We start from the raw sequence: 25108 nt of genomic DNA, 5'->3' as shown, positions 1-25108 counted from the left end.
GCCACGGCGGGCGGCACAGCGGAGGCCCATGTCCTCACGGTTTCGCGCGGAGGACATCTGTCACGGCGAGCACACATTCGCGTACCCGGCGGAGTTAGGGTTGTCGCAGGACGCGGACGGTGCCGGATCGCTCGGGGACGAGCGCCGGGCCCGCCCGGGTCCCACGTCACATCCGCGAACTGAAGGTGCCATGCCCGCTGAGAACGCCCCCGTCGCCGGCAACCTCGACGATGACGACTATCCCGCGTACACCATGGGGCGGGCCGCCGACATTCTCGGTACCACCCCCGCCTTCCTCCGGGCCGTCGGCGAAGCCGGGCTGATCACTCCGCTGCGTTCGGGAGGCGGCCACCGCCGGTACTCCCGTCACCAGTTGCGCATCGCCGCCCGGGCCCGGGAGCTGGTCGACCAGGGCACGCCCGTCGAGGCCGCGTGCCGCATCGTCACCCTGGAGGACCAGCTCGACGACGCCCTCCGGCTGAACCGGGAAATCACCGGGAAGCTGGCCGAGCGCGGCGCGGATATCTAGTCCCGCCGGTACAGGATTACTGAACCCGGCGGGGTGAGGATCACGAACGGGTGAGAAAACGTACGGCCGTCGGCAGCCGACCTGTGTTAACTTGATGGCAGTTGCAGTCTCGGTTGCCAGGGATTTTTCTCTTTTGTAGAGCTTTCCGGATCTTTCCGGAGGGGTGATCATCGTGGCGACCCGGGTCCGTAAAGTGCGGATTCCGGCACTGCCCCTGAGGGAGATTCAATATGGCATCTGGCACCGTGAAGTGGTTCAACGCGGAAAAGGGCTTCGGCTTCATCGAGCAGGACGGCGGCGGCGCTGACGTGTTCGCCCACTACTCGAACATCGCCACCACCGGCTTCCGTGAGCTTCAGGAAGGCCAGAAGGTGACCTTCGACGTCACGCAGGGCCAGAAGGGCCCGCAGGCCGAGAACATCGTTCCCGCCTGACACTGACGCGAACAGTCGCGAGCCCGTGGCTCGCGCAGCATGTGGCTGGGGCCCGCGCTCTTGGGGTGCGGGCCCCAGCCCATTGCTTTTCCCGCTCTCCGGATATACCGGACCGCCGGCCTTCCGGCCTCAGCGCCCCGACGCCCGGCCTTTCTTATCTTTCTTCGGCTCATTCTTGCGAATCCCCGTGCGGTCGTCACCGCTGGCCGGAATTCCTCGATACGCCGCATCGAGGAAGGTTCTTTCGATGAACCGCACCCGTCGCACCGCCGGAACTCCCGGCGGCTTCCGCGCGGACAGAAGGTCCGCGGGCTCGGCCGACCCCACCCGTTCGGCAGGCACCCGCTCGACCGGCTCCGCCTCCTGGGGCCGCTTCCGCACCCAGGGGGCGGGCCGCCAGGGAGCACGTTCCGCACCGCGCCGGCAGGAGTTCGCCCTGCCGGTCACCCGGACGGAGCCGTTGCCGCCGGTCGAGACGTTCGACGCGCTGGACATGCCCGACCGGCTGCTGGCCGCGCTCCGCACCGAGGGCCTGACCGTGCCCTTCCCGATCCAGGCGGCCACGCTGCCGAACGCCCTGGCCGGCCGGGACGTCCTGGGACGCGGCCGTACCGGCTCGGGCAAGACGCTCGCCTTCGGCCTGCCCCTGCTCGCCCGTCTGGACGGACAGCGCGCCCAGCCCCAGCAGCCGCTCGCCCTCGTCCTGGTCCCCACCCGGGAACTGGCCCAGCAGGTCACCGACGCGCTCACCCCCTACGCCCGCGCCCTGCGGCTGCGGCTCGCCACCGTGGTGGGCGGCATGCCGCTCGGCCGTCAGGCGAGTGCGCTGCGCGGCGGCGCCGAGGTGGTCGTCGCGACACCGGGCCGCCTCACGGACCTCATCGAGCGGGGAGCCTGCCGACTGGAGCAGGTCGCCGTCACCGTCCTGGACGAGGCCGACCAGATGGCCGACATGGGCTTCATGCCGCAGGTGACCGCACTGCTCGGGCAAGTCCCCGCCAGTGGGCAGCGGTTGCTGTTCTCGGCCACCCTGGACCGCAACATCGACCTCCTGGTACGCCGCTACCTGCACGACCCGGTCGTCCACTCGGTCGACCCGTCCGCGGGAGCGGTCACCACCATGGAGCACCATCTGCTGCACTTGCGTGACGCCGACAAGGACACCGCCACCACCGAGATCGCCGCCCGTGACGGCCGCGTGCTCATGTTCCTGGACACCAAGCACGCGGTGGACCGGCTCACCACGCACCTGCTGTCCGTCGGGGTGCGCGCCTCGGCCCTGCACGGCGGCAAGTCCCAGCCGCAGCGCAACCGGACCCTCGCCCAGTTCAAGAACGGCGACGTCACGGTCCTGGTGGCCACCAACGTCGCCGCCCGCGGCATCCACGTCGACAGCCTCGACCTCGTGGTGAACGTCGACCCGCCCAGCGACCACAAGGACTATCTGCACCGCGGCGGCCGTACCGCCCGCGCCGGCGAGTCGGGCACCGTCGTCACCCTCGTTCTGCCGCACCAACGGCGCGCGGTGGACCGGCTGATGGCGGAGGCGGGCATCACCGCGCACAGCGCCCGGATCCGTCCCGGCGACGCCGAGCTGCACCGCGTCACCGGCTCCCGGACCCCCTCCGGCGTGCCCGTCACGCTCCCCGTACCGGCCGGCGAGGGACGCGAGGGCAGCGGGTCCGCCGCCCGGAGCCGCCGGGCCCGGACCGCTCCCAGGGCCCGGAGGAACGACGCCTAGCCCGCCGGGACGCGTTCCCCGGCGGTCGGGACGAGCCATGGCCGTCCTGCCCGACCAGACGAACCCAACGGACCCGACGGACCCGATGACCCTACGGACCGGACGACCCGACGGACCCGACGGACCCGACGGACCCGACGACCCTGCGGACCCGACGAAGGGGAGAAGCCCTTGACGCCCCTCCCGCCCCGGACGCGTCAGGCCGGACGTGCCTACGGCACCGGTCCGACCGTCCACGACGCCACGCACGCCCCCGGTACCCCGGCCGTGTCCCCCATGTACCCCCTGTCCCCCGCGTCCCCCGTGGCCGGCGGACAGGGCCACGCCCTCGGCGTTCCCGCCCCCTGACCGCCCCCTGACCGCCACCCGACCGCCGCGCGGTCGACCGACGTCCCCGACGCTTTTCCGCCCTCGTGGAGGCATCCATGCGCTGTGTCATCGCCCGCTACCCCTTCGACCTGACCAAGAGCGAGGTCGAGCAGTCGATGGGCGACCTCACGCCCGAACCCGTCACCGGCGTCTCCGTGACCATCGGCCAGCGGATCTACCCCGTGCTCCAGGTCGGGGAGGTGATCACCCGGCAGAGCCGCCGGGACTTCACCACGCTGGAGATGCGCCGGGCGCTGACCCGTCTCGGCTTCACCTGTCACGACGCCCGTCCGACCGGCACGGCCGTGGCCACGCCCCCCGAGGGGAATCCGCTCGGCTGGTGAGCTTCCTTCCCGAGCGGCCGCAGGCCATGGGCCGTAGGCGGGTTGGAAGGCCGAGGATGTGGCACTCGGATCCTCGGCGGGCCGGACACGCGAACCATGTCCCGTACGGGCCGACGGTTCGGCAAGGAGCCGCGAGCCGCGCGAGGCCGTCACGGCCCGTCCCCCCGGTTGTCGCCGCGGGGCTGCCCGGCGGCAACCGGCGTGGCCCGCCGCGCCCGTAACCGAGCGCGCCGGGATCACCGTCCTGCCGTACCGCCGTGCCCGCGTCCGGAAGTGACGGCCCCTCAGACCGCTCGTCGGCCGGACATCGTGTCGGGCCGGGACACCTCGGCCGACCGGGCCCGGGGCGCTCTCCGGGAGCCGTCACACGCGCCGCCCGCCCGCGGAGACGGCGGCAGGGCGCGAGAGGTGGCGCGCGTCGGCATTCCGGCTAGGCTGGTGAACGTACGGCGAAGGAACGCGGCCGGACACGCACCGCGGCGGCGGGTTCCGACGAACAGCCGTGTCCACCCGAGTGAGCGAGAGGCGTGTCCGCCTGAGCGCGTACGCACTGCCGGTACGCGCCGCACACCGCCGGGACCGACGCGATGGCGTCGACGTCAGACGTCTCCCCGAACCGGCCGACCGGCGGACAGCACCCGACCGTCGCCGAAGGGCGGGCCCCCGGCCGCTCCCGGTCGTCCGGCCCGCCGGGTGGCGACGCTTCGGCACAGGAAGAAGCGGATCATGAGTCAGCCGGGCACCGTGGCACTCACCGTCGAACACGACGGCTCGGTCCAGGCCATCGCCTTCACTCCGGACAGCACCCGGTTCGCCAGTGGCGGTGGTGGCACGCTGGTGCGGGTGCGGACCGTCGGCGTCGGCGCGCCGCTTGACGTGCCCGGCCAGGGTTTCGTGACCGGCATCGACTTCAGTCCCGACGGCACCGCGTTCGCGGTTGCCGACCTGGAACAGGTGCTGCTGCGCTCCGGCTCGACCGGGCAGGCGGTCTGGCAGGGACCGGTGGATCCGGGCAACTCGGTGAACACCGTGCGCTTCGTCCGGGACGGGACGGTCGTCGCCGCCACCGACACACTGGTCGCCGTGCTCGAGGGCGCGACCGGGGCGACCAGGCGGCGGATCCCCGTGGACACCCCGCAGATCGCCGGTGTCGACCTGAGCCGTGACGGCACCCGGATCGCGCTGGCCATCGACGAGCGCCACGGCGGCGACCACCGGTTCGCCGGGTCCGCGCGGGTGCTGACACTGGCCACGGGCGCCGAACTCGGGCGGCTGACCCCGGACAACGCCGTCTTCGCCGTCGCGTTCAGCCCGGACGCCTCCCTCGTGCTGTGCTGCTCCGCCGACGACACCGTCCGGATGTTCGAGGCGGAGGGCGGGTCGCAGCTGTGGCCCGCCGAGGACGAGACCGACGAGGACACCACCGCCCCGAACTGCCTGGCCTTCGACCCCAAGGGCCGGTGGACCGTGGTCGGCGGGGCGGACGGGTTCGCCCGGGTGCTGGAAGCGGAGACCGGCGTGGAGCGGGGCCGGGCGCCGAAGCTGGACCCCGGTGCGCCCGACTCGCAGTTCGGCGCCGTCACCCATGTGGCGTTCGCCCCGAACGGCAAGGTGGCGGCCAGCGCCTCCATCGACAACGTGGTGCGGGTGTTCAACCTCGACGGCAAGGAGCACTACACCGTGGGCACCGACGAGGTGCTGGCCCTGGGGTTCAGCCCGGACGGGCGCTGGCTCGGCGTCGGCTGCACCGACCGCGCCCTCGTGATCGACAACGGTGAACTGGGCCACGGGTGAGGCGGCATGGACGCGCACGAACTGCTGCACCAGATCGCCGACCGGCTGCGCGGCCTGGCCCAGGACGCGGTGGACGGTCTCGTCCGGCGGTTGCCCACGCTCGGTGACGAGCCGTCAGCGGCCGGAACCGTGCTGGCGGGCCGGCTGCTGGCGGTGCACGACCGGCTGCCCGCGGGCAACCCGCTGGTGGAGCTGGTCCGCGAGGCACTCGGCGACCTGGGCGCCGGCTCGCCGGTACGACTGCACGGCTGGCGGCGAGCGCCGAACGCGCCGATCGGAGTGGCCCTGGTGCTGACCGACCCCTCCGGGGCCGCGACCGGGCGGGCGGTGCTCGGGATGACCCCCGGCGGCCCGGTCTTCGACGTCGTGGTCACCCCCGGAGCGGCGCTGTCCCTGCCGCCGACGGCGAGCGGGCCGTGGACGGCGCGGGCGGCGATCGCCTCACCGGGCGGCTGGGACGCGTCGTACGGGCCCGGTACGTCGCCGACGGTGCCCGGCGGCACCGCGACGATCCGCCTGGAGCGCGCCGGCCGGCTGACGGCCGGGATGACCGACGGACCCGGCATCAGCGTCGACGGCCTCGCGGTGACCGTCACGGCCGCCCCGGACGCGTCGCCGGCCGCCGAGGTCGAACTGCGCGACCTGAACGCCGCCGTCCTGCCGAAGGCGCTGGCGAAGCTGGTCGGCGCGGGTGAGTCCAGTCCGCTGGACGGCGGTTCCGGGCCCGTGACGGTCACCGCCCGGGCCGATCGCGACAGCGGGCTGCGCTTCACCGGCACCGGCACACCGCGCGTCGCGCTGCCGCTGCGGCTGGACGCACCGGGCGTGCGCACCCGGGGTGCCGCGCTGGAGCTGACCCTGGACGGCGGCGAGCCCCGGCTGGCCGTGTCCGTGTCGGTCACCGCCGCCCTGCCCGGGCTGCCCCTGCGCGCCTCGCTCGACGGGGCCGGGATCGAGCTGCCGGTGGTGTTCTCGCCGGAGCGGCTGGGCCTCGACCCGCACCGGCTCGGCGAGCTGTTCCCGGACGGTGTCGGCACCGAACTCACCCTCCCGCCCGTCTCCGGCGGCGGCGTGGTCCGGCGCACGGACGACACGGGCTACGCCGGACTGATCTCCGTCGACCTGAGCGTGCTCCAGGTCCAGGCGGTCGCCCTGTTCCGGCCCCCCGCCGACGGCGCCCCGACCAGTTTCCTGGTCCTGCTGGCCGCCGCGTTCCCGGCGCCCGGCGTCCAGCTCGGGCTCGGCTTCGCGCTCGACGCGGTCGGCGGGCTCGTCGGCGTCAACCGGCGGGTGGACGTCACCGCGCTCCGGCAGCTCGTCGGTGACGGCAACGCCGACCGGGTGCTGTTCCCCGACCACGTGGTCGAACGCGCCGCGGAGATCGTCGGATCGCTGGGCTCGGCCTACCCGGTGGCTCCCGGCCGGTTCCTGGTCGGGCCGATGGTCCGCGTCACCTGGGGCGGACGCATCGTGTCGCTGTCCGGCGCGCTGATCCTGGAACTGCCCGCGCCGGTGCGCGCGGCGCTGGTCGGGCGGCTCCTGGTGGGCCTGCCCGATCCGGTGGTGCCGTTGATCCGGCTCCAGGCGAGCGTGCTCGGCCGGATCGACCCGGCCGTCCCCGTGGTCGAGCTGCTGGTGTCGCTGGCCGGGTCGTGGATCGTGGGGCTGGCCGTACGCGGCGAGCTGTACCTGCTGGTGCGCGGCGGCCGGCAGCCGGAGTTCGTGCTGTCCGCGGGCGGCTTCCACCCGCGCTACACCCGGCCCGCCCAGGTGCCCGCGCTGCGCCGGCTCCAGGTCGACCTGGCCCCCGGCAACGATTTCGGGCTGCGCATGGAGGCGTACTTCGCGGTCACCTCGAACGCGGTGATGTTCGGCGGTCAGGTACAACTGGACGCGACGATCGCCGGCTGCGGTGTGCAGGGCTGGCTCGGTCTGGACGCGCTGTTCGTCTTCGACCCGGTGTTCGCGTTCTCGGTGCGTGTGCGGGCCGGTGTGGCGGTGCGGGCGTTCGGCCGCCGACTGGCCGGTGTCGCCCTGGACTTCACCCTGGAGGGCCCGGCGCCCTGGCACGCCTTCGGCACCGGCAGCATCTCGGTGCTGTTCTGGGACGTCGGGCTGGACTTCGACGTCCGCTGGGGCTCCCCGCCCTCGGTGGCACCGCCTGCCGGGCGTGATCCGCTGGTTCCGCTGCGCGAGGCGCTCGCCCGGTCGCGGTGCTGGGTCGCGGAACGTCCGGCGGTCGAACGCACCCCCCTGGCGTTCACTCCCGCGGCCGTCGGGAAGCTGGCCGAGGGTGACCTGGTGCACCCCGACGCCACCGTGCGGGTCAGCCAGGAGGTGGTCCCGCTGGGGGTGCCGATCTCCCGGTTCGAGCGCCGGCCCGTACCGGTGCAGCAGTGGACGATCGCGGAGGTCACCCTCGGCACACCGCGGCCCGCCGACGGCCTGCCCTCGCTGCCCGAGCGGTTCGTGCCCGGCGAGTTCTTCGACCTCACCGAGGAGCAGCAGCTCACCACGCCCGCCTTCGTCAGCCACGCCGGCGGGGTGCGCGTGGGCGCGGACGGCATCGCGCTCGGCCCGGGGCACCGGGTCGACGACGCGTACGAGACCGGTTACGAACCTCCCCTGCCCATCCGGCAGGTCTCCCGCTGGCCGGGGCTGTTCGACCGTGAGGCGGTGCTCAGGCGCACCGCCACGGAACGGCTGCTGCGGTGGCGTACGCCCGCGGTGGCCGTCCAGGTCCGTCCGCCGACGCTGAGCGTGGTCGCCGCCCACGACATGAGCCCCCTGCTCCACGACGTGTCGCTGGTCGACGCGACCGCCGACGCCTGGCAGGCGGTGCGTGAGCGGCTCGGCGACCCGAGGGCCTCCGTGCGGCTCGTCGAGAGCTGGGAGCAACGCGCGTGAACCCGTCCTCCCCGGCCCGCACCCACCCGGCGCCCGACCGCACACACACCCCGGAGCCCGGCGAACCCCGCCGAACCGGCACACCCCACGCGGGGCCACTCCCCACACTCCGCCGCCTGAACACCCCTGGGCCCCGCGGCCCCCGCCGAACCGGCACACCCCACGCGGGACCACCCCCCACACTCCGCCGCCTGAACACCCCTGGACCCCGCGGCCCCCGCCCAAGCGACACACCCCACGCCGATCCGTCCCCCACAGCCCGCACACGGCCCACACCCCACCACGCACACACCCCAGGGCCCGGCGGCCCGGGCGGGAGCGGCGTATGACGACGCGATGGTTCTTCTCCTCCGCACGGGTCGGCGCGGCGGCCTCGGCGGTGGGTCAGGCACTGCCCACGTCGGTGGTGTTCGACCGCCGGATCGACGGCCGGGCCACCCGGGAGACCGCGACCGGGCCCGTCCTGTCGCTCCTCGGGCCGGGAGACGTCCTCGGCTTCGACCGGTCCATGGTGCTGCGCGAGGAGCCGCCGCCCGGCACGGTCTCGGCGGCGGAGGACGTGCTGGCCGGTGTCGAACTGGCCCATGCCGACCTGCCCTGGCTGCTGTCCCCCGGGACCGCCCCGACGCCGTCCGGGCCCACCCCGCAGCCGTGGATCGTGCTGATCGTGCTGAGGGACGACGAGGCGGCCCCGCCGCGTGAGGCAAGCCCGTTGCCCGTGCTCACCGCCCCGGTCGCCAAGCTGCCGCCACCGGCCGAGCGGTGGGCGTGGGCCCATGTGGAGGCCCGGCTCCCGGACGGCGTCACCGACCTGGAGACCGCCCGGCACCATGCCGAGCAGGGGGTGCGCGGTCACTCGGCCGACGTCGTCGGGCGGCTGCTGTGCCCGCGGAAGCTGGACCCGGACCGGGAGTGGATCGCCGCCGTGGTGCCGGCGACCGCCGCCGGCCGGGCCGCCGGCCTCGGCGCGCCGCCGCCGGCCGGGCCGGGTACGGCCGACGCCTGGACGGCCGGCGGCACCGGCACCGTCGACCTGCCCGTCTACCACTGGTGGAGCTTCCGCACCGGACCGGCCGGCACGTTCGAGGAGCTGGCCCGCCGGCTGCGGTTCCGGCCCGCCGCCGAGGCCGGGCTCGGAACCCGGACCATCGACGTCAGCCGGCCCTGGCCGGCCGGGCGGCAGGACCCGTCGCCGGTCACCGTCGCCCTGGACGGTGCCCTGCGGGCGCCGGGGACGGCGGCGCCCGAGGTCTGGTCGGACCCCGCGGCACAGGACCGGTTCCGCGCACTGCTGCGGCAGCGCCTGGACGCCCCGGCCCGGCGCCGCGAGGGGGGCGGTGCCCCCGCCGGCGACGGACAGCCGGACGACGACCGGGACACCGCCGCCGTCGCCCCGCCCCTCTACGGCAGCCACCACACCGGCCGGCAGACCGTGCCGGAGGCCCCTGACTCGTGGATGAGCACGCTCAACCTGGAGGTGCGCCGCAGGGTGGCCGCCGCGCTCGGCGCCCGCTACGCGCAGCTGGAGCAGGACTTCCTGATGGCCCGGGCGTGGGAGCAGGTCGGCGAGATCCGGGAGGCGAACCGGCTGCTGGCCGTGAGCGAGCTGGCCGGTGCCGCGGCCGAACGGGCCCAGGACAAACACCTCGGTCCGCTGGGCGTCGCCGACCTGGTCACCGTCATGGCGCCGGTGGGCGACCGCACCCCGTTGCCCGCCGGTCTGAGCGAGCGGATCACGGCGCCGACCACCCTGGCCACGATGCTGGACACGTCCCCGGTGCTGAGCGGCACGGCCGGCACCGCGTTCGCCCGGCTGACCCGCCGCACCGGCGCGCTGGCCCGCCGTACGGACCGTATCCCCGACGGGGGCGGCGCCCAGGAGTCCGCGCCCGTCCTGGTGCGGGGGCTGAACGAGCTGGGGGTGATCGACGGGCACGGCGCGGGCCTGCCCGCCGAGCTGCGCACCGCGCTCGGCCCGCACCGGCTCCAGCGGCTGCGCATGGCCGACCGCATCCCGGCCGATTTCTGGGAGCGGCGCTCCGACGCGGACGCCCGTCCGCTGCGACCGGTCATGGCGCACCCCACCTTCCCCGTGCCGATCGCCGAGGAGCTGCTGACCCGCTGGCCGGAGTGGGCGCTGCCCGGGATCGGCGCGCTGCCGCCGGACTCGGTGACGCTGCTGGAGACCAACCCGGAGTTCGTCGCCGCCCTGCTGGTGGGGCTGAACCACGAGTTCAACCGGGAGCTGCTGTGGCGGGAGTTCCCGACCGACCAGCGCGGCACCCCCTTCGCCCGGTTCTGGCCCACCGACGGCACGGACATCGACGAGATCGCCACCTGGCCGCCGGACGTCCCGCTGGGCAGCCGGCTGCGCACCGGCGGCGCGGGCAGCCTGGTGCTGCTGGTACGCGGTGAGCTGCTGCACCGTTTCCCGGGCACCGCGCTGCTCGCCGTGCGCGGGGAGAACGGCAGGCTGCCTGACGCGTTCGGCGGGGTGCCGGCCACCCCGCTGGCGCTGGACGAGTCCACGGTGCTGTACCTGTTCGCCGGTCTCGACGCGCGGCGGGCCCGCGCGGAGGACTGGTTCTTCGTGTTCCGCGAACCGGTGCGCGGCACCCAGTTCGGGTTCGACACCGGTCCGCTGCCCGTTCCGCTGACGGCCTGGGCCGACCTCACCTGGAGCGGTGTCCCGGTGGACGCCGCCGGCTTCGTCCGCCTCGGCCCGGCGCCCGGCGCGCCGACCGGGCCGCCACCGGCCGATCCCCCGGTGTGGGGGCGCGACGCGGCCGACATGGGCCGTATCGCCTTCCAGCGGCCGTTCCAGCTGGCCTTCCGGGCCGCCGCGCTGCTGGGCGGCTGACGACCGCGCCGAGAACAGGAGACTCGCGCAGATGACCGACACGTTCGCGGCATGGACACAGGTGGAGCGGGCCCGCGCCGAGGCCGACACCGCGCAGGCTCGCGCGGACGAGCAGCAGGCCGTGGTGCGGCGGCTCCAGGACGCCCTGCGCACCGGGGACGACGAGCACGCCACGCCCGAGCTGCTCGCCGCCGCCGAGGCGGCGCACGCGGAGCTGCAACGCACCGCCGACCAGCAGGCCGGCCTGTTCGCCGGCGCGCAGGAGGAGCTGGCGCAGGCGCTGGGCAGCGGCGCCCCGCTGTTCCCCGACGACAACGCCGGGCCGATCGCGCTGCTGCCGGTGCGGGTGGAGACCATCTGGTGGGAGCCGCGCACGCTGCGGGTCCGGGTCTACCCGGACGACATCGCGCTGTCGCAGTTCGAACCGGAGCTGACCCCGGCCGAGGCGGACGCCGGCACCGAGTACTGGCGGGCGCCGGGCCCGGACGCCTGGCAGCGGGTCCTCACCCGGCTCCGCCCGGCCCGCGCCGCCTGGGCCGTCCAGGCGTGCCGTCCGGGGGCCCCGCCGCCCGTGGTGCGCCCCCGCGACCCGGGCGAACGGGGCCGGCGCGTGGTGGCGATGCCGAAACGCTGGCGCTTCCTCGGTCTGGTGGACGGCCGGGTGGCGGTGGACAAGCCCGGCCGTCCGGTGCCCGACCCGCTGCCGGTGGGTCTGCTGCGCGCCGACGAGGAGGGCTGGGAGACCGACTGGTTCGAGGCGGTCAAGGCCGGTATGGGGGTCGAGCTGCTGCTGCCTCCGGACGGCACCGATCACCTGGACGAGCTGCTGGTCGTCGGCGTGCGCGGCGACTCGGCCGCCGTCGGGGCCGCCCGGCTGCGCGATCTGCTGCACGGCCACCGCTTCGGCGGCGGGCTCGGTCTGCTGCCGTCCGGCACCGCGACCAACAACACCCCGCGCGCCCGTTCCGGCTGGTCCTCGGCCCCCGCCTTCCCCGGGCCGGAAGCGGACCCGGCGGCCGGACAGCGGCCGGTGGCCGACGCCCTGGCCGCCGCCCTCGGCCTGCCGGACGCCGGTTTCCTGCGCGGCTGTCCGGGCGCCGCCGACCCGGAACCCGGGGTCCTCGCCGCGCTGACCCTGCTGACGTGGCCCACGCTGGGGCAGGGGTTCGCCGAGGCGGCCGCGTCCCATCTGGACCTGGGCAGCCGCCGGGTGCGGACCACCGACCCGACCCGGCCGTGGCGCGCGGTCCGGGACCACCTCGCCGAGCACGTGCGCGGTCGCGGGCCGCTGCCCATGCTGCGGGTGGGCCGGCAGCCGTACGGGGTGCTGCCCGCCACCTCGCTGGGCGACTGGCGCGCGCGCCGCGCCGGGGACGTGGACGCACTGCTGGCGCCGTGGCTGCTGCGGCTGCGGGAGCACTGGCGCACGGTGGTCGGCGCCCCGGACACGATCCCCCGGGTACGGCCGGACCAGGCGGCCGACCAGGTCGCGGTGGACGCGTTGCAGCGGCTGCCCGTGGCCACCACCCTGGCCATGCGCCGGCTGGACGGCCCGGACTTCGCCGTGGGCAAGACCGCGCGCGACCAGCCGCCCACCCAACCGGGCGTGCCCGGGCTGCCCCCGGACGGGGTCCTGCGCTGGACAACGAGCGCCGACGGGTGGACGGACCTCGGCACCGGGCTGGACCGGGCCACCGGCGTCCCCGCGTTCGTGGCTCGGCTCACGCCCGACCCGGCCGGTTTCCCGGCCCGGGCCTCGGCCACCGCGGACTACCTGCGGGCGGTGCGCGCCTTCCTGGCCGGTGAGCTGGACGCCGCGGGCTACGACCGGGCGTGGCCGGTGGAGCTGTCCTCCGGCCGGGAGACCCCGCCGCGGCCCCGTACGTTCTTCGACCTGCCGGACGCGGGCGGCGAGGCACCGCACGGGGACGGACAGCCGGGCGGGGACGGGACACAGCCGGACGGGGACGGACAACCGGGCGGGGACGGGACGCAGCCTGACGGGGACGGAACGCAGCCGGATGCCCCGCCGGACGCCTCCGGGGTGCTCGACGCCCTGCTGTTCCTGCGCGCCTGGGCGTTCTTCGCGGGCGACGACGGCGAGGACGACCCGCTGCGCCAGGCGCTGGCCGCCACCTCCGACGTGGACCAGCTGGTCGCCGACGTACTGGAGGGGCTGCTGTCCGAACGGCAGCGGGCGGACCGGGTCGCGGCCCTGCGCCGGGCCACCGGTGCGCTGCCCCGGCTGGAGCAGGCACTGCGGACCCTGGTCTCCGTACCGGTGGACCGGCTGCCCGAACTGCTGCTGGAGGTCGTCGACGTCTACTCCCACCGGCTGGACGCCTGGGTCACCTCCCTGGCGTCGCGGCGGCTGGCCGAGCTGCGGGCGTCCGGCGCCGAGGGCGTCCGGTACGGCTGCTACGGCTGGGTGGAGAACCTGCGCCCGCCGGTCCCCGGGGAGCAGGTCGACATGGTCGTGGACGACGTGGACACCACGGTGGAGGTGTCCGCGCAGGACGGCTACATCCACGCGCCCTCGCTCCAGCACGCGGCCTCCGCCGCCGTGCTGCGCTCGGGCTTCCTCGGCCACCCCGGTGAGCAGGCGTACGCGGTCAGCCTCACCTCCCGCCGCGCCCGGATCGCCCGCTGGCTGCTCGGCGGCGTACGGCGGGGCCAGAACCTGGGCTCGCTGCTCGGCTACCGGTTCGAGCGGGCCCTGCACGACGCGGAGCTGGACCACCTCGTGGCACGGTTCCGCCGTCAGTTCCCGCTGCCCGTCGTGCCGGAGCCCGAGGGGCAGGCGGCCGACGCGGCGCTGTGGGCGCGCAGCGCGGAGGCCGTGGCCGCGCGCAACGTGGTCGACGGGCTGGCCCTGGCCCGGGCCGGGGCCGGTGCGGGGGACCTGCCCAGTGCCGTCGACGGCGCCCCGGTGGTGCCCGCCGGTGACCGGCAGGCGGTCGCGCCGCTGCTGGCGGACCTGACCGAGGCCCTGGACGCGGTGGGCGACCTGGTGCTGGCCGAGAGCGTGCACCAGCTGGTGGGGGGCAATCCGATCCGGGCGGGACTGACCGCCGACACTCTCGGGCGCGGTGAGGACGTCCCGGACACCTTCCACGTCCTGCGCACCCCGCACCGGGCGCGTGCGACGACCCAGCGGGTGGCCGCGCTGCTGCCGGACGCGCCGGGCGGACCGTCCGGCTGGCCCGCCGACCCGGTGGCCGCGCTGCAACCGGCCCTGGAGACCTGGGTCGCCCACCTGCTCGGCCCGGCCGCCGGCTGGACCCTGGCCGGCGTGCTCGGCGGGCGGGCGGGCGCCGCGCCGGGCGGTGACCGGCCCTTCGAGATCACCCTCGACCGGCTGGGGCTGGGCGCGCTGAGCACCGTGCTGGACGCGGCCGGGGCCGAGCCCGCGCTGCTGCGCCGTGCGGTGCTCGACGCCCACGGCGCCGCGCCGGACACCGCGGTCGCCTTCACCGGTCCCGGCTGGGACGGGCTGCGCGGCAGGGCCGTACGCGTCCGGTCGCTGCTGGCGACCGCGCAGCCGCTGCTGCCGGCGCACTTCTCCGAGGAGCCGGACGGCCACGCGGTCGACACGGCCGGCCTGCGCGAGCGACTGGCCCGTTTCGCGGCCGACCCGCTGATCGCCGACCGCCCCGGGACCGCCGCGCTGCGCGAGCTGGCGGCGGAGCCGGCCGCGCCGGGCACGGCGGAGGGCTGGCTCGCCCGGGCCCGGGCCGCGCTGGCCGAGGTGCTCGGCGTGGAACTGCCGCTGCTGCCCGCGCTCACCGGGGCCGCGCCGGCCGGCCGCGGAGACGTGCGCGGCGCGGACGCCGAGGACTGGATGCGGCGCAACGCGGCGGTCCGGCCGGTGGTGCGGGCCCTGCACGAGACGCTGCTGCTGGCCGGGGCCCGGGCCGGGCGGGTGGAGCGGCTGCGCGCGGCCCAGACCCCGGACACCGGGGGCGACCCCTGGATCGGCGGCACCTTCCCGGCCGGGCGGCGTCCGCGGGCCACCGCCCACCTGGTCTGGCACGCCCCGGCCGACGTCGCGCCCGGTGCCGCCGTCACCGGTCTGCTGCTGGACGAGTGGATCGAGCTGCTGCCCGGCTCCGACCGCCTGCGTCCGGCCGACGATCCCGGACAGCCCGCCGGGGCCGCGCCGGAGACCGAACTGACCGGTGTCGCCTTCCACTTCGACCGCCCGGACGCCAAGGCCCCGCACAACCTGCTCATCGCCGTACCCCCCGATCCGGAGCGCGGCTGGACCTCCGACGGCCTGGTCCAGGTCCTGCGCGAGACGCTGGAACTGGCCAAGTTGCGCGCCGTCGACGTCGCCGACCTGCCGCTGCTGGACGACCTGATGCCCGCGATCCGCGTCTCCCAGGAGGGCGCGACCGGGCGGGCGCTGGCGCGGATCGAGACCCGCCGGCCGAGAACCGATCCGGCCGGGCCGTTCCGGCTGGAACCCGGGCACCGCACCGACGACGTGGAGGCGGGGCTGGCCGCGCGGGTGCACGACCCGCTGTGGCTGCTCACCCGGCAGTGGCAGTTCGGGGAGTTCGCCGCCCAGGACGCCGGCTCCCCCGCCGTGGTGCGGATGACCGGCAGCAGTGCGCCGGTGGACGCCTGGCGCCCGGCCGGTGCCACCGACTGGGTGCCCTACGACCCGCGCACGGGGCCGCTGGACACCCAGGTCGAGGACGAGCCGGTGCGGGTCGACGAGCGGCTGCGCGCCGAGGGCGGCGCCCGGCTGCTGCGGATGTGCGACGACGCCGGGCTGCTGGGGGCCGCCGCCACGGCACTGGCCGCCCACGCTCTGCCGGCCGGCGAGTCCGACGCGAGTCTGGTCGCCCTGCTGGAGGGCCGGGTGCCGGACGCGGCGGCGGTGGCGGCGGCGCTGGACGCGGGCACCTTCGGCGGCGGGGCGGCCCCGGGGCTCGGCGAGGTGGCCGCCCGGTGGCGGAGCTGGTGGGCCGGGCAGCTGGCCGAGCGCGGCCCGGACACCTTCGACCCGCACCGGTTCGAACACGCGGCCGAGGTGTCCACCGGCGGCTCGGTACTGCGTGCCGAGGAGTACCTGGGCGACGGGCTGGACTGGTACGGACTGGACGTGCACCCCGATCCCGGGGTGACGGCGGCGCCCGCCGGACCGCCGCACGTCTTCGCCGACGAGGGGCTGCCCACGACGGTGCGGTACGGCGGGCTGCCGGCCGACCGGTTCTGGGAGATGGAGGACGCGCGGGTCGACCTCGGCTCGGCGGACGTCTCCACGCTGGACACCGGCCGGCTGCTGCTGATCTCCTTCGCCACCGTCTACGGCAACGACTGGTTCCTGGTGCCGCTGGAGGTGCCGACCGCCTCGCTGACCGTCCTGGACGACCTGCTGGTACGCGACGTGTTCGGCCGGTACCACCTGGTCCGCCGCGCGGGCCGCGACGACCCGTCCTGGTCGCTGTTCACGCTGCACGGCCCGGACCCGGACCGCCCGGTCTCGTCCGGACTGCTGGTGCTGCCCACCGAACGCGGGCAGTCGGGAGAGTCGTCGGAGCGGGTCGTGCTGGCCCGCGACGAGCTGGCGAACCTGGCGTGGGCCGTGCAGCACCGCTACACCGACGGCCGGGGCGTGCTGACGGACCGGGAGGACCAGTGGGCCCGCCGCGAGCCCCCCGGCCCGGCGGCCACGGGACGGTCGCCCGCCTACGGGGTGCAGACCGTGGTGCCCGACTACTGGTTCCCGCTGGTTCCCCAGGCGCTGCGGCCCGGGGCGATCCGGTTCCGGCTGACCGAGCTGACCGGGCCCGGGCTCGACTCCCGCCCGGAGGGCCGGCTGATCGCCGAGGGGCTGTGGGTGCACGAGGAGGAGGTGCCCCGGGAGGGGGTGACCGTGACCCGCAGCCCGGTGCTGGCCCGCTGGTTCGACGGCTCCTCGCACAGCTGGGTGCGCCGGGAGAAGGCGCCCGGCAGCGGGGAGGGTTCCAGCGGGCTGGCCTTCGACACGGTCCGGCCCACGGAACCGTGGCCGTGACGGGGTGCCGGACGCGCGGCGACTTCGTCGACGGCGTCGTTCACCCGGCCGCCCGGGCTGCGGCGGCGCGGCGGGTGACCCGCCCGCGCGGCCCGCGCGGGGCGGGACAATGGTGTCGTGATCGACAGGGAACTGCGCGTGGTGCTGGCCGAGGACTCCGTCGTACTGCGGGACGGCATGGTCGAGTTGCTCGCCGTGCGCGGATGCGAGGTGGTGGCCACCGCCGGGACCGAGTCCGAGTTGCTCGCCGCGGTGACCGAACACCGGCCCGACGTCGCCGTGGTGGACGTCCGGATGCCGCCCACGCACACCGACGAGGGCATCCGTGCCGCCGTGCGGATCCGCGCGCGGACGCCCGGGGTCGGCATCCTGGTCTTCTCCCAGCACGTCGAGCACGCCTGGGCCACCCGGCTGCTGGCGGACGGCGCGGCGGGCATCGGCTACCTGCTGAAGGAACGGGTGGCCCGTACCTCGGAGTTCGTCCAGGCGCTGCACCGGGTCGCCGCGGGGGGGTACGGCGCTGGACCCGGAGGTGGTCGACCGGCTGATGCGGGGCGGACGGCGGAGCCGGGTGGACACCCTGACACCGCGCGAGCGGGAGGTGCTGGAGCTGATGGCGCAGGGCCGTTCCAACCGTTCCATCGCCGCGTCGCTGGTGGTGTCGGAGCGGGCGGTGGAGAAGCATGTCGCCGCCGTCTTCACCAAGTTCGGTCTGCGGGCGACGGACACCGACAACCGGCGGGTGAAGGCCGTCCTCGCCTACCTCGCGGAGAACGGCGGTTGACCCCCTTCACAGACGCGCGGGCAGTTCGGCGGTGACCGTGGTGGGCCCGCCGGGCGGGCTGTCGAGGCGCAGTACGCCGTCCACCGCCGCGAGGCGCTCGGCCAGGCCGGACAGACCGGTGCCGGCGCCGGTCGCCGCACCGCCCCGGCCGCCGGCCGCGCTGACCGTGAGTTCGGCCGAGCGGGCCCCGCTGTGCCTGGCGATGTTGGTGAGCAGCTCGGCGGCGCAGAAGTAGACCGCCCGTTCCACCGTACGGTCCGGGCGTTCCCGCAGGTCCAGGCGGACGGTGACGGGCACCGGCGAGGTGGCGGCGAGTCCCGGCAGCGCCTCGCCGAGCCCGCCGTCGAGCGCGGCCGGGTGAATGCCCCGGGTGAGCCGGCGCAGCTCGGCGATGGTGTCGTCGGTCTGACCGCGCGCGCGGTCCACCAGGGCGCGCAGCCGGCCGAGGTCCGGGCCCGGGGCGGGCGGGAGGGCGTCGTCGACGAGCGCGAGGGTGACGGCCAGCGCGACCAGCCGGGCCTGGGTGCCGTCGTGCAGATCGCGTTCCAGGCGGCGCAACCGGTCGGTGTTCTCCGCGAGCAGGGTGGCGCGGGCGGCCTCCAGGTGCCGGACACGCCGCTGGGCGCGGGCCGGACCGAGCAGCACCCGGGCAAGCCGCCGGTTCGCGCCGCTCAGCGCCCGGACCGCGCCGGGCACCGTCGCCAGGAGCGCCAGGCCGAGCAACGGCGAGCCGACGTCTGGCCAGATGGCCGGAGGCGGACCCGCCTCCAGCAGGCGTCCCCACAGCGGGAAGCCGATCAGCCAGCCGCAGCCGAGGGGGAGCGCGACGGCGGCGGCGAACCCGAGCACGCCCAGCGGCAGCCGCAGCAGCAGGTAGAGCAGGGTCCGCCAGGCGACCGGGTCGGTCAGCAGCGCCCGGCCGCGGGCGACCGCGCCGGCCGGGCGGGGAGGGGCGGCCGGCGCCTCGACGTGCTCGCCGAGCAACCGGCCGACCAGCCACCGGTGCGGCGCGCCGGCACCGCGCGCGCCCAGCAGGGCGGCGGCCACGAACGGCAGGCCGAGCACGGTGAGCGAGAGCAGCGCCCCCGCGTAGAGCACGGCCAGCGCGTAGACACCGCCGCACAGCGCGAACGGCAGGCCGACGACGGCGAAGGCCCATTCACCGCCCCGAAGGGCGAACACCCGCTCGACCCGCCACGGGACGGAGCGGTGCCGTCTGTCCGCGGGGGCCGGGTGCCGCTCGGCGTGGGAGGGGTCCGGTCGCCGCTCGGCGCCGCGGGGGTTCCGTCGTCGGCCGGGATCAGAGGGGGCGCGCCCTTGCCGGGTCATGTCCGGCTCCGGTCGGCCGGTCCCGGATCGCGGGGGCGGGCCGGTGGGCGGTGTGCTCGGCACGGGACACGGACCCGCGGGGGTCGGTGCCGGGGCGGTTCCTTTGACGGCCGGAGGGTCCGTTCGGTCACGGGCACCCCCGCCTCCGCTCAGTCACGGGCACCGCCCCCCGGCTCGGCCGCCGGGCCGCGTACCGCCCGCAGGCCCGTGGCCAGGACGCACGGAACGGTCAGCGTGGCCGCGCCCGCGACGATCCACCCGCAGGCGGCCACCGGGACGGACGGCACCGCCGAGCCGGTCACCGCCGTGCTGAACGCCGCCGACGCGGCGCCCGCGACCACCGCGCCGAGCAGGACGCCCACCGCCGCGGTCAGCACCGCCTCCCCGGCCAGCACGCGCAGCAGCTGCACCCGGGTCGCGCCGACCAGCCGCAGCAGCGCGAACTCACGGCGCCGGTCGGCGGTCACGGCGACCAGCGTGTTGACGGTGGAGACGGCGGCGAAGCAGACCAGCAGCGCCAGTTCGGCCTGGCGCAGCCAGACGTCCGTGGCGGAGGTGGCACCGGTCGCTGTCGCGCCGGCGGCGTGCCCGGCGGTTCGTGTCATGATCGTCATGGTGCCCGACAGCCCCACGAGCAGCGCGACCGGTACCACGGCGGACGACAGGCGCCGCGCGTACCCGCGCAGATTGGCGTCGGCCAGCCATCCCGCGCCGGGTGCCGGCACCCGTACCGGCGCGCCCAGCGCGGTCGCCAGGACGCGCGCCGCGAGCGGCCCCACCAGGGCGACGCCGATCAGCAGCACCAGCGCGCCGAGCAGCGCCGCCTGCCCCGCCTTGTCCGTCCGCTCCGGCGGCCGGGTCGCGGCCAGTCGCAGCAGCAGGGCGCCGCCCGTCAGCGCGCCGGCTCCGGCGAGCAGGCGTGCCACGCCCGTCCGTCCGTGCTCGGTCGAGCCGGCGGTGAGGGCGGCCGCGGGCGCGATCCGGGAGATCCGCCGGGCCGCGACGGCCGACGCCGCCAGGCCGACGGCGAGTGTGGCGGCCAGTGCCACCAGCATCGGTACGGGCGTCTCCGGCACCCGTACGCCCGGCGCCGCCAGTCCCCGCCGTTTCAGCTCGCCGAGGAAGCGGCGGGCCGCCACCGCGCCGACGGCCCAGCCCGGCGCGGCGGCCAGCACGGTGGTCGCCACGACCTGGCCGCGGACCAGCCGCCGGGTCTGCCGGGGCGTCGCCGCGACGGTGCGCAGCAGGGCCAGATCACGGTGTTGTTGCCGGACGGCGAAGCCCAGCGCGTTGACCACGACGAAGAAGGCGACCAGGACCGCGATCTCGCCGAAGGCGCCGGCGATCACTCTCAGTCCGGGCCCGGGGTCCGCCCGCCGGACGCCCGCCGGGGCGGCCACGTCGGCGGCGAACAGGGTGCCGAAGAGCGTCACGGTGGCGACGGCGAGGAACAGCGCGACCGCCGGACCGGCGAAGGCGGCCGGCCGGCGGCGCAGCTGCCCCAGGGCGATGGGGATCACGGCGCTCACCCGCCCAGCCGGCTCAGGCGGCCGGCGACCCGGGCGGCGGTGGGCCGGTCCAGTTCGTCGACCACCAGGCCGTCGGCGAGCAGCAGCACCCGGTCCGCGTACCCGGCGGCCACCGGATCGTGGGTCACCATCACACAGGTCCGGCCGTCCTGGTCCACACCGGCGCGCAGCAGGGCGAGGATCTCGTGACCGGTGGCCCGGTCGAGGGCACCGGTCGGCTCGTCGGCGAACAGCACCCGGGGCCGGGAGACCAGGGCCCGGGCGATGGCCACCCGCTGCTGCTGCCCGCCGGACAGCTGCCCGGGCCGGTGCCGTTCACGGCCGGCCAGTCCCACCCGGGCGAGCGCGTCCCGCACCCGGTCCCGGTCGGGGCGGTGCCCGGCCAGCCGGCCGGGCAGCTCGACGTTCTGCGCGACGGTCATCGCCGGCATCAGGTTGAACGCCTGGAAGACGAAACCGACCCGGTCGCGCCGTAGCTCCGCCAGCCTGCGCTCGGGCAGCCGGGACACCTCGGTGCCGCCCCACCAGACGGAGCCGCGGGTGGGGCGGTCCATCCCCGCCAGGCAGTGCAGCAAGGTGGTCTTGCCGGAGCCGGACGGCCCCATCACCGCCGTGAACGTCCCCGGGGCGAGTTCCACCGACACCCCGCGCAACGCCCGTACCGCGGCCTGTCCGCGTCCGTACTCCCGGTGCAGGTCCTCCGCCCGGGCGGCGGTGCGCTCCCCGGTCCTGCTCGCCGTCTCAGCCATGTCCTCATCCTCGGCCGCGTCCGGCCCGCCGGTCGATCGTGGCCGCCCCCGGACCGGTGGTGCGGAAAACCGAACCCCTGGAACCCCTGCCCCCTGTGGACCCGTGGACCCCTGGCCCCCCGGTCACCCGAGCGGCGGCCGGGGCCCGCGCGGACGGCACGCCGGGAGCGGCCGGCCGGGGTGTCTGTGGTGCGAAGCCCGGCGGCCTCCCGCATATTGGGGGAGGTGACTCGCCGGACAACGTTGTCCCGGTGCCGTCACCCCGTCGGCCTCGACGTGCGCGGCACCTCGAAAGGCAGGCCCTCGCGGGCGCCGCGACGACACGGAGCGGGCGGCAGGGGGACCGACCGGCGCCCTCGGAGGTGACGTGCCCGGCGGCGCACAAAGGAGGCTGTATGTCGTTCCACGACCCGGCAGTGCTCGACTGCCCCTTCGACTACGCTGACGCGCTGGAGTTCGACCCGGAGCTGGACTCGTTGGCGCAGCGGGGACCGGTCAGCCGGATCCGGCTGCCCTACGGCGAGGCCGAGGCGTGGCTCGTCACCAGCTTCGCCGGAGTGCGTCAGGTGACGACCGATCCGCGGTTCAGCCGGGCGGCGATCGTCGGGCGCGACTATCCGAGGATGACGCCCGAGCCCATCGTGTCGCCGGAGTCGATCAACGTGACGGATCCGCCGCACGCCACCCGGTTGCGGCACGTGGCGGCCCAGGCGTTCACCCGGGACCGGGTCAACGCGATGCGGCCGGCGGTGGAGAAGGTGGTGGACGGGCTGCTGACGGCGATGGCCGAGACCGGACCGCCCGCCGACCTGGTCACCCATCTCTCGGTTCCACTGCCCCACCTGACGATCTGTGAACTGCTCGCCGTCCCCGAGGCCGACCGGGAGGAGCTGCGCGACCGCACCATGCGGCTGCTGGCCACCTCCGCGGACGCCCGGCAGGACGCGGCGGACGCCAAGGCGTCGCTGCGGGCGTACTTCGCCGGGCTGGTCCCCGAGCGGCGGGCCCGGCCGGGCGACGACCTGCTGAGCACGCTGGCCACGGCCCCGGTGCCGGAGGGCGAGGAGCCGCTGAGCGACGACGAGCTGGCGGTGCTGGCCGTGACGCTCATCCTCAGCGGCAACGACACCGCGACCTGCCAGATCAGCAACATCGCGTATCTGCTGCTCACCCGGTCGAAGGAGCGTGCCGCGCTGGTGAAGGAGCCCGACCGGTTCGCCGGCGCGCTGGAGGAACTGCTGCGGTTCATCCCGTTCCGCAAGGGCGTGGGCATCCCCCGGATCGCGCTGAAGGACGCGGAGATCGAGGGAGTCGCCATCAGGGCCGGGGACTACGTCCACGTGTCCTATCTGGCGGCCAACCGGGACCCGGCGGTCTTCCCCGACCCGCACACGCTCGACCTGGAGCGGCCGGTGCGCCCGCACATGACGTTCGGCTGGGGCGGGCACCACTGCCTCGCCGCACCGCTGGCGCGGGCCGAGCTGGACACCGCGGTCACCGGCCTGCTGACCCGCTTCCCGGATCTGCGGCTCGCCGTCGCCCCCGACGACATCGAGTGGGACACCGGCACGATCCGCCGCTTCCCGCTGCGCCTGCCGGTCACCTGGTGAACCCGGGGCGGGCGGCCCGGACGACCTTTCCAAGCCGTCCGTACGCCCGCCCCGGCCCACCGTCCCGACGACCGCCCCGGTCCACCATCCGGGCGACCGCGCCGGCCCACTGCTCGGGCGGCCGCCCCGGCCCGCCGTCCGGGCCACCACCCGGGCAACCGCCCCGGTCCACCAGCCGGGAGACCTCCCCCGGCCGCCGTCGGAAGCCCGCACCGCACCGCCGTCGGAAGCCCCCGAAGGGGTACGCGGGCGCGGCCACGGCCCGCTCGTGCCGGTGGGCCGTGGCGGTCGTGGCCGCGCCCGGGCTCAGTCCTACCGGCCGGCCGGACCCGTCCGGAAGCGCCGGTAGAGCACCGTTCCGCCCAACACCGACGCCAGGCCCGCGGCAGCCGCCGTCCAGGGGACGTCCGCTCCGGTGTGCGCGAGCGTGCCGGGCGTACGCGGCGGCACGACGGTGCGCGGCGGCTCGGGCGCCGGGTGGGTCACGGGCGGCCGGTGGTGCGTCGGCGGGGTGACCCTGGTCGGCGGTGTCGGCGTGGACGGCCGCGGCGTGTGCGGGGTCGTCCGGATGGGCTCGTCCGGCCGGTCGTGCGAGATGTTCGCGGACGTGTTGCCGAAGACGGGGTTGCCGATGCCCACCACGTCGATGCTGTTGCCGCTGAGGTTCACGGGCAGGTCGACCGGCACCTGGATGTCGTTGCCGGAGACGACGCCCGGCGAGCCGTGCGTCCTGCCCTCGGCCGTGGCCTGGCCCGCGGTCGCGGAACCCCCCTGGCCCGTGGCGTGGTCACCCTGGTTGGCGCAGCGGTTCCCCATCGCGGGGTTGAGCAGACCCACCACGTTCGCCGTATTCCCGCAGACGTTGACCGGAACGTGCACCGGCAGCTGGATGCCGTTGCCGGAGAGCAGCCCGGGCGAGCCGCCCGCGGAGCCGTCCGCGGCGGCGTCGGCGTACACCGGTCCCGCCACTGCCATCGCGCCCGAGGCGGCGGCGATGGCGATCACACTGTTTCGGGTAACCCGTTTCATCGGTTTCCCTGTCCTTCCAGATACGGTCGCGGGCACTCGCCCGCATCTGTAGAAACGCAGGTGAAACCGTGCAAGTTATGGCTTATCAATCTTTCGTCCGGTGCCAGAGCGTGATCGCGTACCGGGAGGACCCCGTCGCATGCCGCATCGTGCCTGGTCAGCGCAGCACCGGGGCCGCCCCGGGCGCGGCGGAAAGGAGCGCGTGACCGCCGTGCGGGCAGTGCACGATCCGGTCACCGAGGCCGAGCCGTCCGGCCTCCGTCAGGAAGTCGGTCAGGGGTGAGCGCATCACGGTGTAGTCCTCGTAGTGCACGGGCAGGACGGCCCATGGGTCCAGGCGCCGGGCCAGCTCCGCGCCCCGCGCCCCGTCCATGGTGACCACGAAGCCGCCGGGGAGCCGGGTGCCGCCCAGGTGGAGGACGGCCAGGTCGGCGGCGGGGAATCGGCGGCCGATCTCGTCCAGGCCCGCGTAGGGCAGCGTGTCGCCGGAGACGTACAGCCGGAGCCGCGGCGGACCGTCCGCCGGGCCGAACTCGATCATGCTGCCCATCACCGGCGGCAGCAGTCCGCGCAGCACCGGATGCCCGGCGTGCCGGCCGGGCAGGGAGGTGATGGTGGCCCGCACCCCGCCCCGGCGGAGGGTGAGCGCCTGCCAGGTCCGCAGTCCCGCCGTCCGCCGGAAGCCGTGCAGCACCCTCAGCCGCCGGGCGGCGTGCGGGGTGGTGAGCACCGGGATCGCGTGGTCCAGGGACCGCCGGGCCCTGCGGTCCCAGTGGTCACCGTGCAGGTGGGACAGCACGATCCCGTCGAGGCGGGGCAGTTCCCGGGGGCCGAGGGCGGGCTCCGTCAGCCGTCGGGTGATCAGGCCGTGGCCGAGGTAGGCGTACTCGCCCCGGTGCAGGAAGTTCGGGTCGGTCAGCAGGGTCAGCGGCCCGTACCGCAGCAGCACGGTGGCGTTGCCGATGAAGTGGAGGCCGACCGTGTCGTCGGCGGGCCCGTCCGTGGTGCCGGTCATGGGGTGACCCGTCCTTCCGCCTGAGCCGGCGAGCCTCACGCCCCGGGGCGTGCCGGGTTC

General features: G+C 75.8%; 14 protein-coding genes and 1 pseudogene. 10 read left to right on the top strand and 5 right to left on the bottom strand.

Annotated elements, in window-relative coordinates:
* Positions 1–190 precede the first annotated feature (190 nt).
* The 9 genes and pseudogenes from IF37_RS0104760 (at position 191) to IF37_RS38990 (ending at position 17787) form a co-directional block, all read left to right on the top strand.
* Entirely contained in the window at positions 191–529 is a 339-nt protein-coding gene (locus tag IF37_RS0104760) for a MerR family transcriptional regulator (RefSeq protein ID WP_030736620.1), read from the top strand.
* Positions 530–759: 230 nt separating this feature from the next.
* The gene (locus IF37_RS0104755; protein WP_030736617.1) at positions 760–963 is read left to right on the top strand and encodes a cold-shock protein; all 204 of its coding nucleotides are present in this window, start codon (positions 760–762) and stop codon (positions 961–963) included.
* A 247-nt stretch (positions 964–1210) separates the two neighbouring features.
* Entirely contained in the window at positions 1211–2704 is a 1494-nt protein-coding gene (locus IF37_RS0104750) for a DEAD/DEAH box helicase (protein ID WP_030736614.1), read from the top strand.
* A gap of 425 nt (positions 2705–3129) precedes the next feature.
* Positions 3130–3417 (top strand): SCO5918 family protein, encoded by a 288-nt coding sequence (locus tag IF37_RS0104740; RefSeq protein WP_030736611.1) that lies wholly within the window; start codon positions 3130–3132, stop codon positions 3415–3417.
* Positions 3418–4143: 726 nt separating this feature from the next.
* Positions 4144–5211 carry a WD40 repeat domain-containing protein gene (locus tag IF37_RS0104735; RefSeq protein WP_030736609.1) on the top strand — a complete coding sequence of 356 codons (1068 nt, stop codon included), beginning with the start codon at positions 4144–4146 and terminating at the stop codon, positions 5209–5211.
* Positions 5212–5217: 6 nt separating this feature from the next.
* Complete coding sequence (locus IF37_RS0104730; RefSeq protein WP_030736605.1) at positions 5218–8118, top strand: DUF6603 domain-containing protein; 2901 nt, start codon at positions 5218–5220, stop codon at positions 8116–8118.
* Between the two features lie 325 nt (positions 8119–8443).
* Positions 8444–10978, top strand: coding sequence for a hypothetical protein (locus tag IF37_RS0104725; RefSeq protein ID WP_030736602.1), 2535 nt, complete (start codon positions 8444–8446; stop codon positions 10976–10978).
* Positions 10979–11009: 31 nt separating this feature from the next.
* Positions 11010–17003, top strand: a complete 5994-nt coding sequence (locus IF37_RS0104720; RefSeq protein WP_030736599.1) for a hypothetical protein — start codon at positions 11010–11012, stop codon at positions 17001–17003.
* A 177-nt stretch (positions 17004–17180) separates the two neighbouring features.
* A pseudogene (locus IF37_RS38990) lies at positions 17181–17787 on the top strand (LuxR C-terminal-related transcriptional regulator).
* A 6-nt stretch (positions 17788–17793) separates the two neighbouring features.
* On the opposite strand, the gene IF37_RS0104710 reads toward IF37_RS38990, so the two are convergent.
* From IF37_RS0104710 to IF37_RS0104700, 3 genes are all read right to left on the bottom strand, one after another.
* A complete protein-coding gene (locus IF37_RS0104710; RefSeq protein ID WP_079165550.1) occupies positions 17794–19116 on the bottom strand; it encodes a sensor histidine kinase in 1323 nt (440 codons plus the stop codon).
* Positions 19117–19265: 149 nt separating this feature from the next.
* Positions 19266–20636 carry an ABC transporter permease gene (locus IF37_RS0104705; protein WP_030736593.1) on the bottom strand — a complete coding sequence of 457 codons (1371 nt, stop codon included), beginning with the start codon at positions 20634–20636 and terminating at the stop codon, positions 19266–19268.
* 5 nt (positions 20637–20641) lie between these two features.
* Positions 20642–21394, bottom strand: coding sequence for an ABC transporter ATP-binding protein (locus tag IF37_RS0104700; protein WP_030736590.1), 753 nt, complete (start codon positions 21392–21394; stop codon positions 20642–20644).
* Positions 21395–21789: 395 nt separating this feature from the next.
* On the opposite strand from IF37_RS0104700, the gene IF37_RS0104695 reads away from it, so the two are divergent.
* Positions 21790–23004 carry a cytochrome P450 gene (locus tag IF37_RS0104695; protein ID WP_030736587.1) on the top strand — a complete coding sequence of 405 codons (1215 nt, stop codon included), beginning with the start codon at positions 21790–21792 and terminating at the stop codon, positions 23002–23004.
* A gap of 312 nt (positions 23005–23316) precedes the next feature.
* Here the strand turns inward: IF37_RS0104695 and IF37_RS0104685 are convergent, their stop codons facing one another.
* Positions 23317–24009, bottom strand: coding sequence for a chaplin (locus tag IF37_RS0104685; RefSeq protein ID WP_030736584.1), 693 nt, complete (start codon positions 24007–24009; stop codon positions 23317–23319).
* A 181-nt stretch (positions 24010–24190) separates the two neighbouring features.
* Positions 24191–25048, bottom strand: coding sequence for an MBL fold metallo-hydrolase (locus IF37_RS0104680; protein WP_030736582.1), 858 nt, complete (start codon positions 25046–25048; stop codon positions 24191–24193).
* Between the last annotated feature and the right edge of the window lie 60 nt (positions 25049–25108).

It is taken from the genome of Streptomyces sp. NRRL S-31, from assembly GCF_000718775.1.
GTDB lineage: Bacteria > Actinomycetota > Actinomycetes > Streptomycetales > Streptomycetaceae > Streptomyces.
Note: the sequence above shows the minus strand (reverse complement) of the source record. Positions and strands in the feature narration are given on the sequence as shown.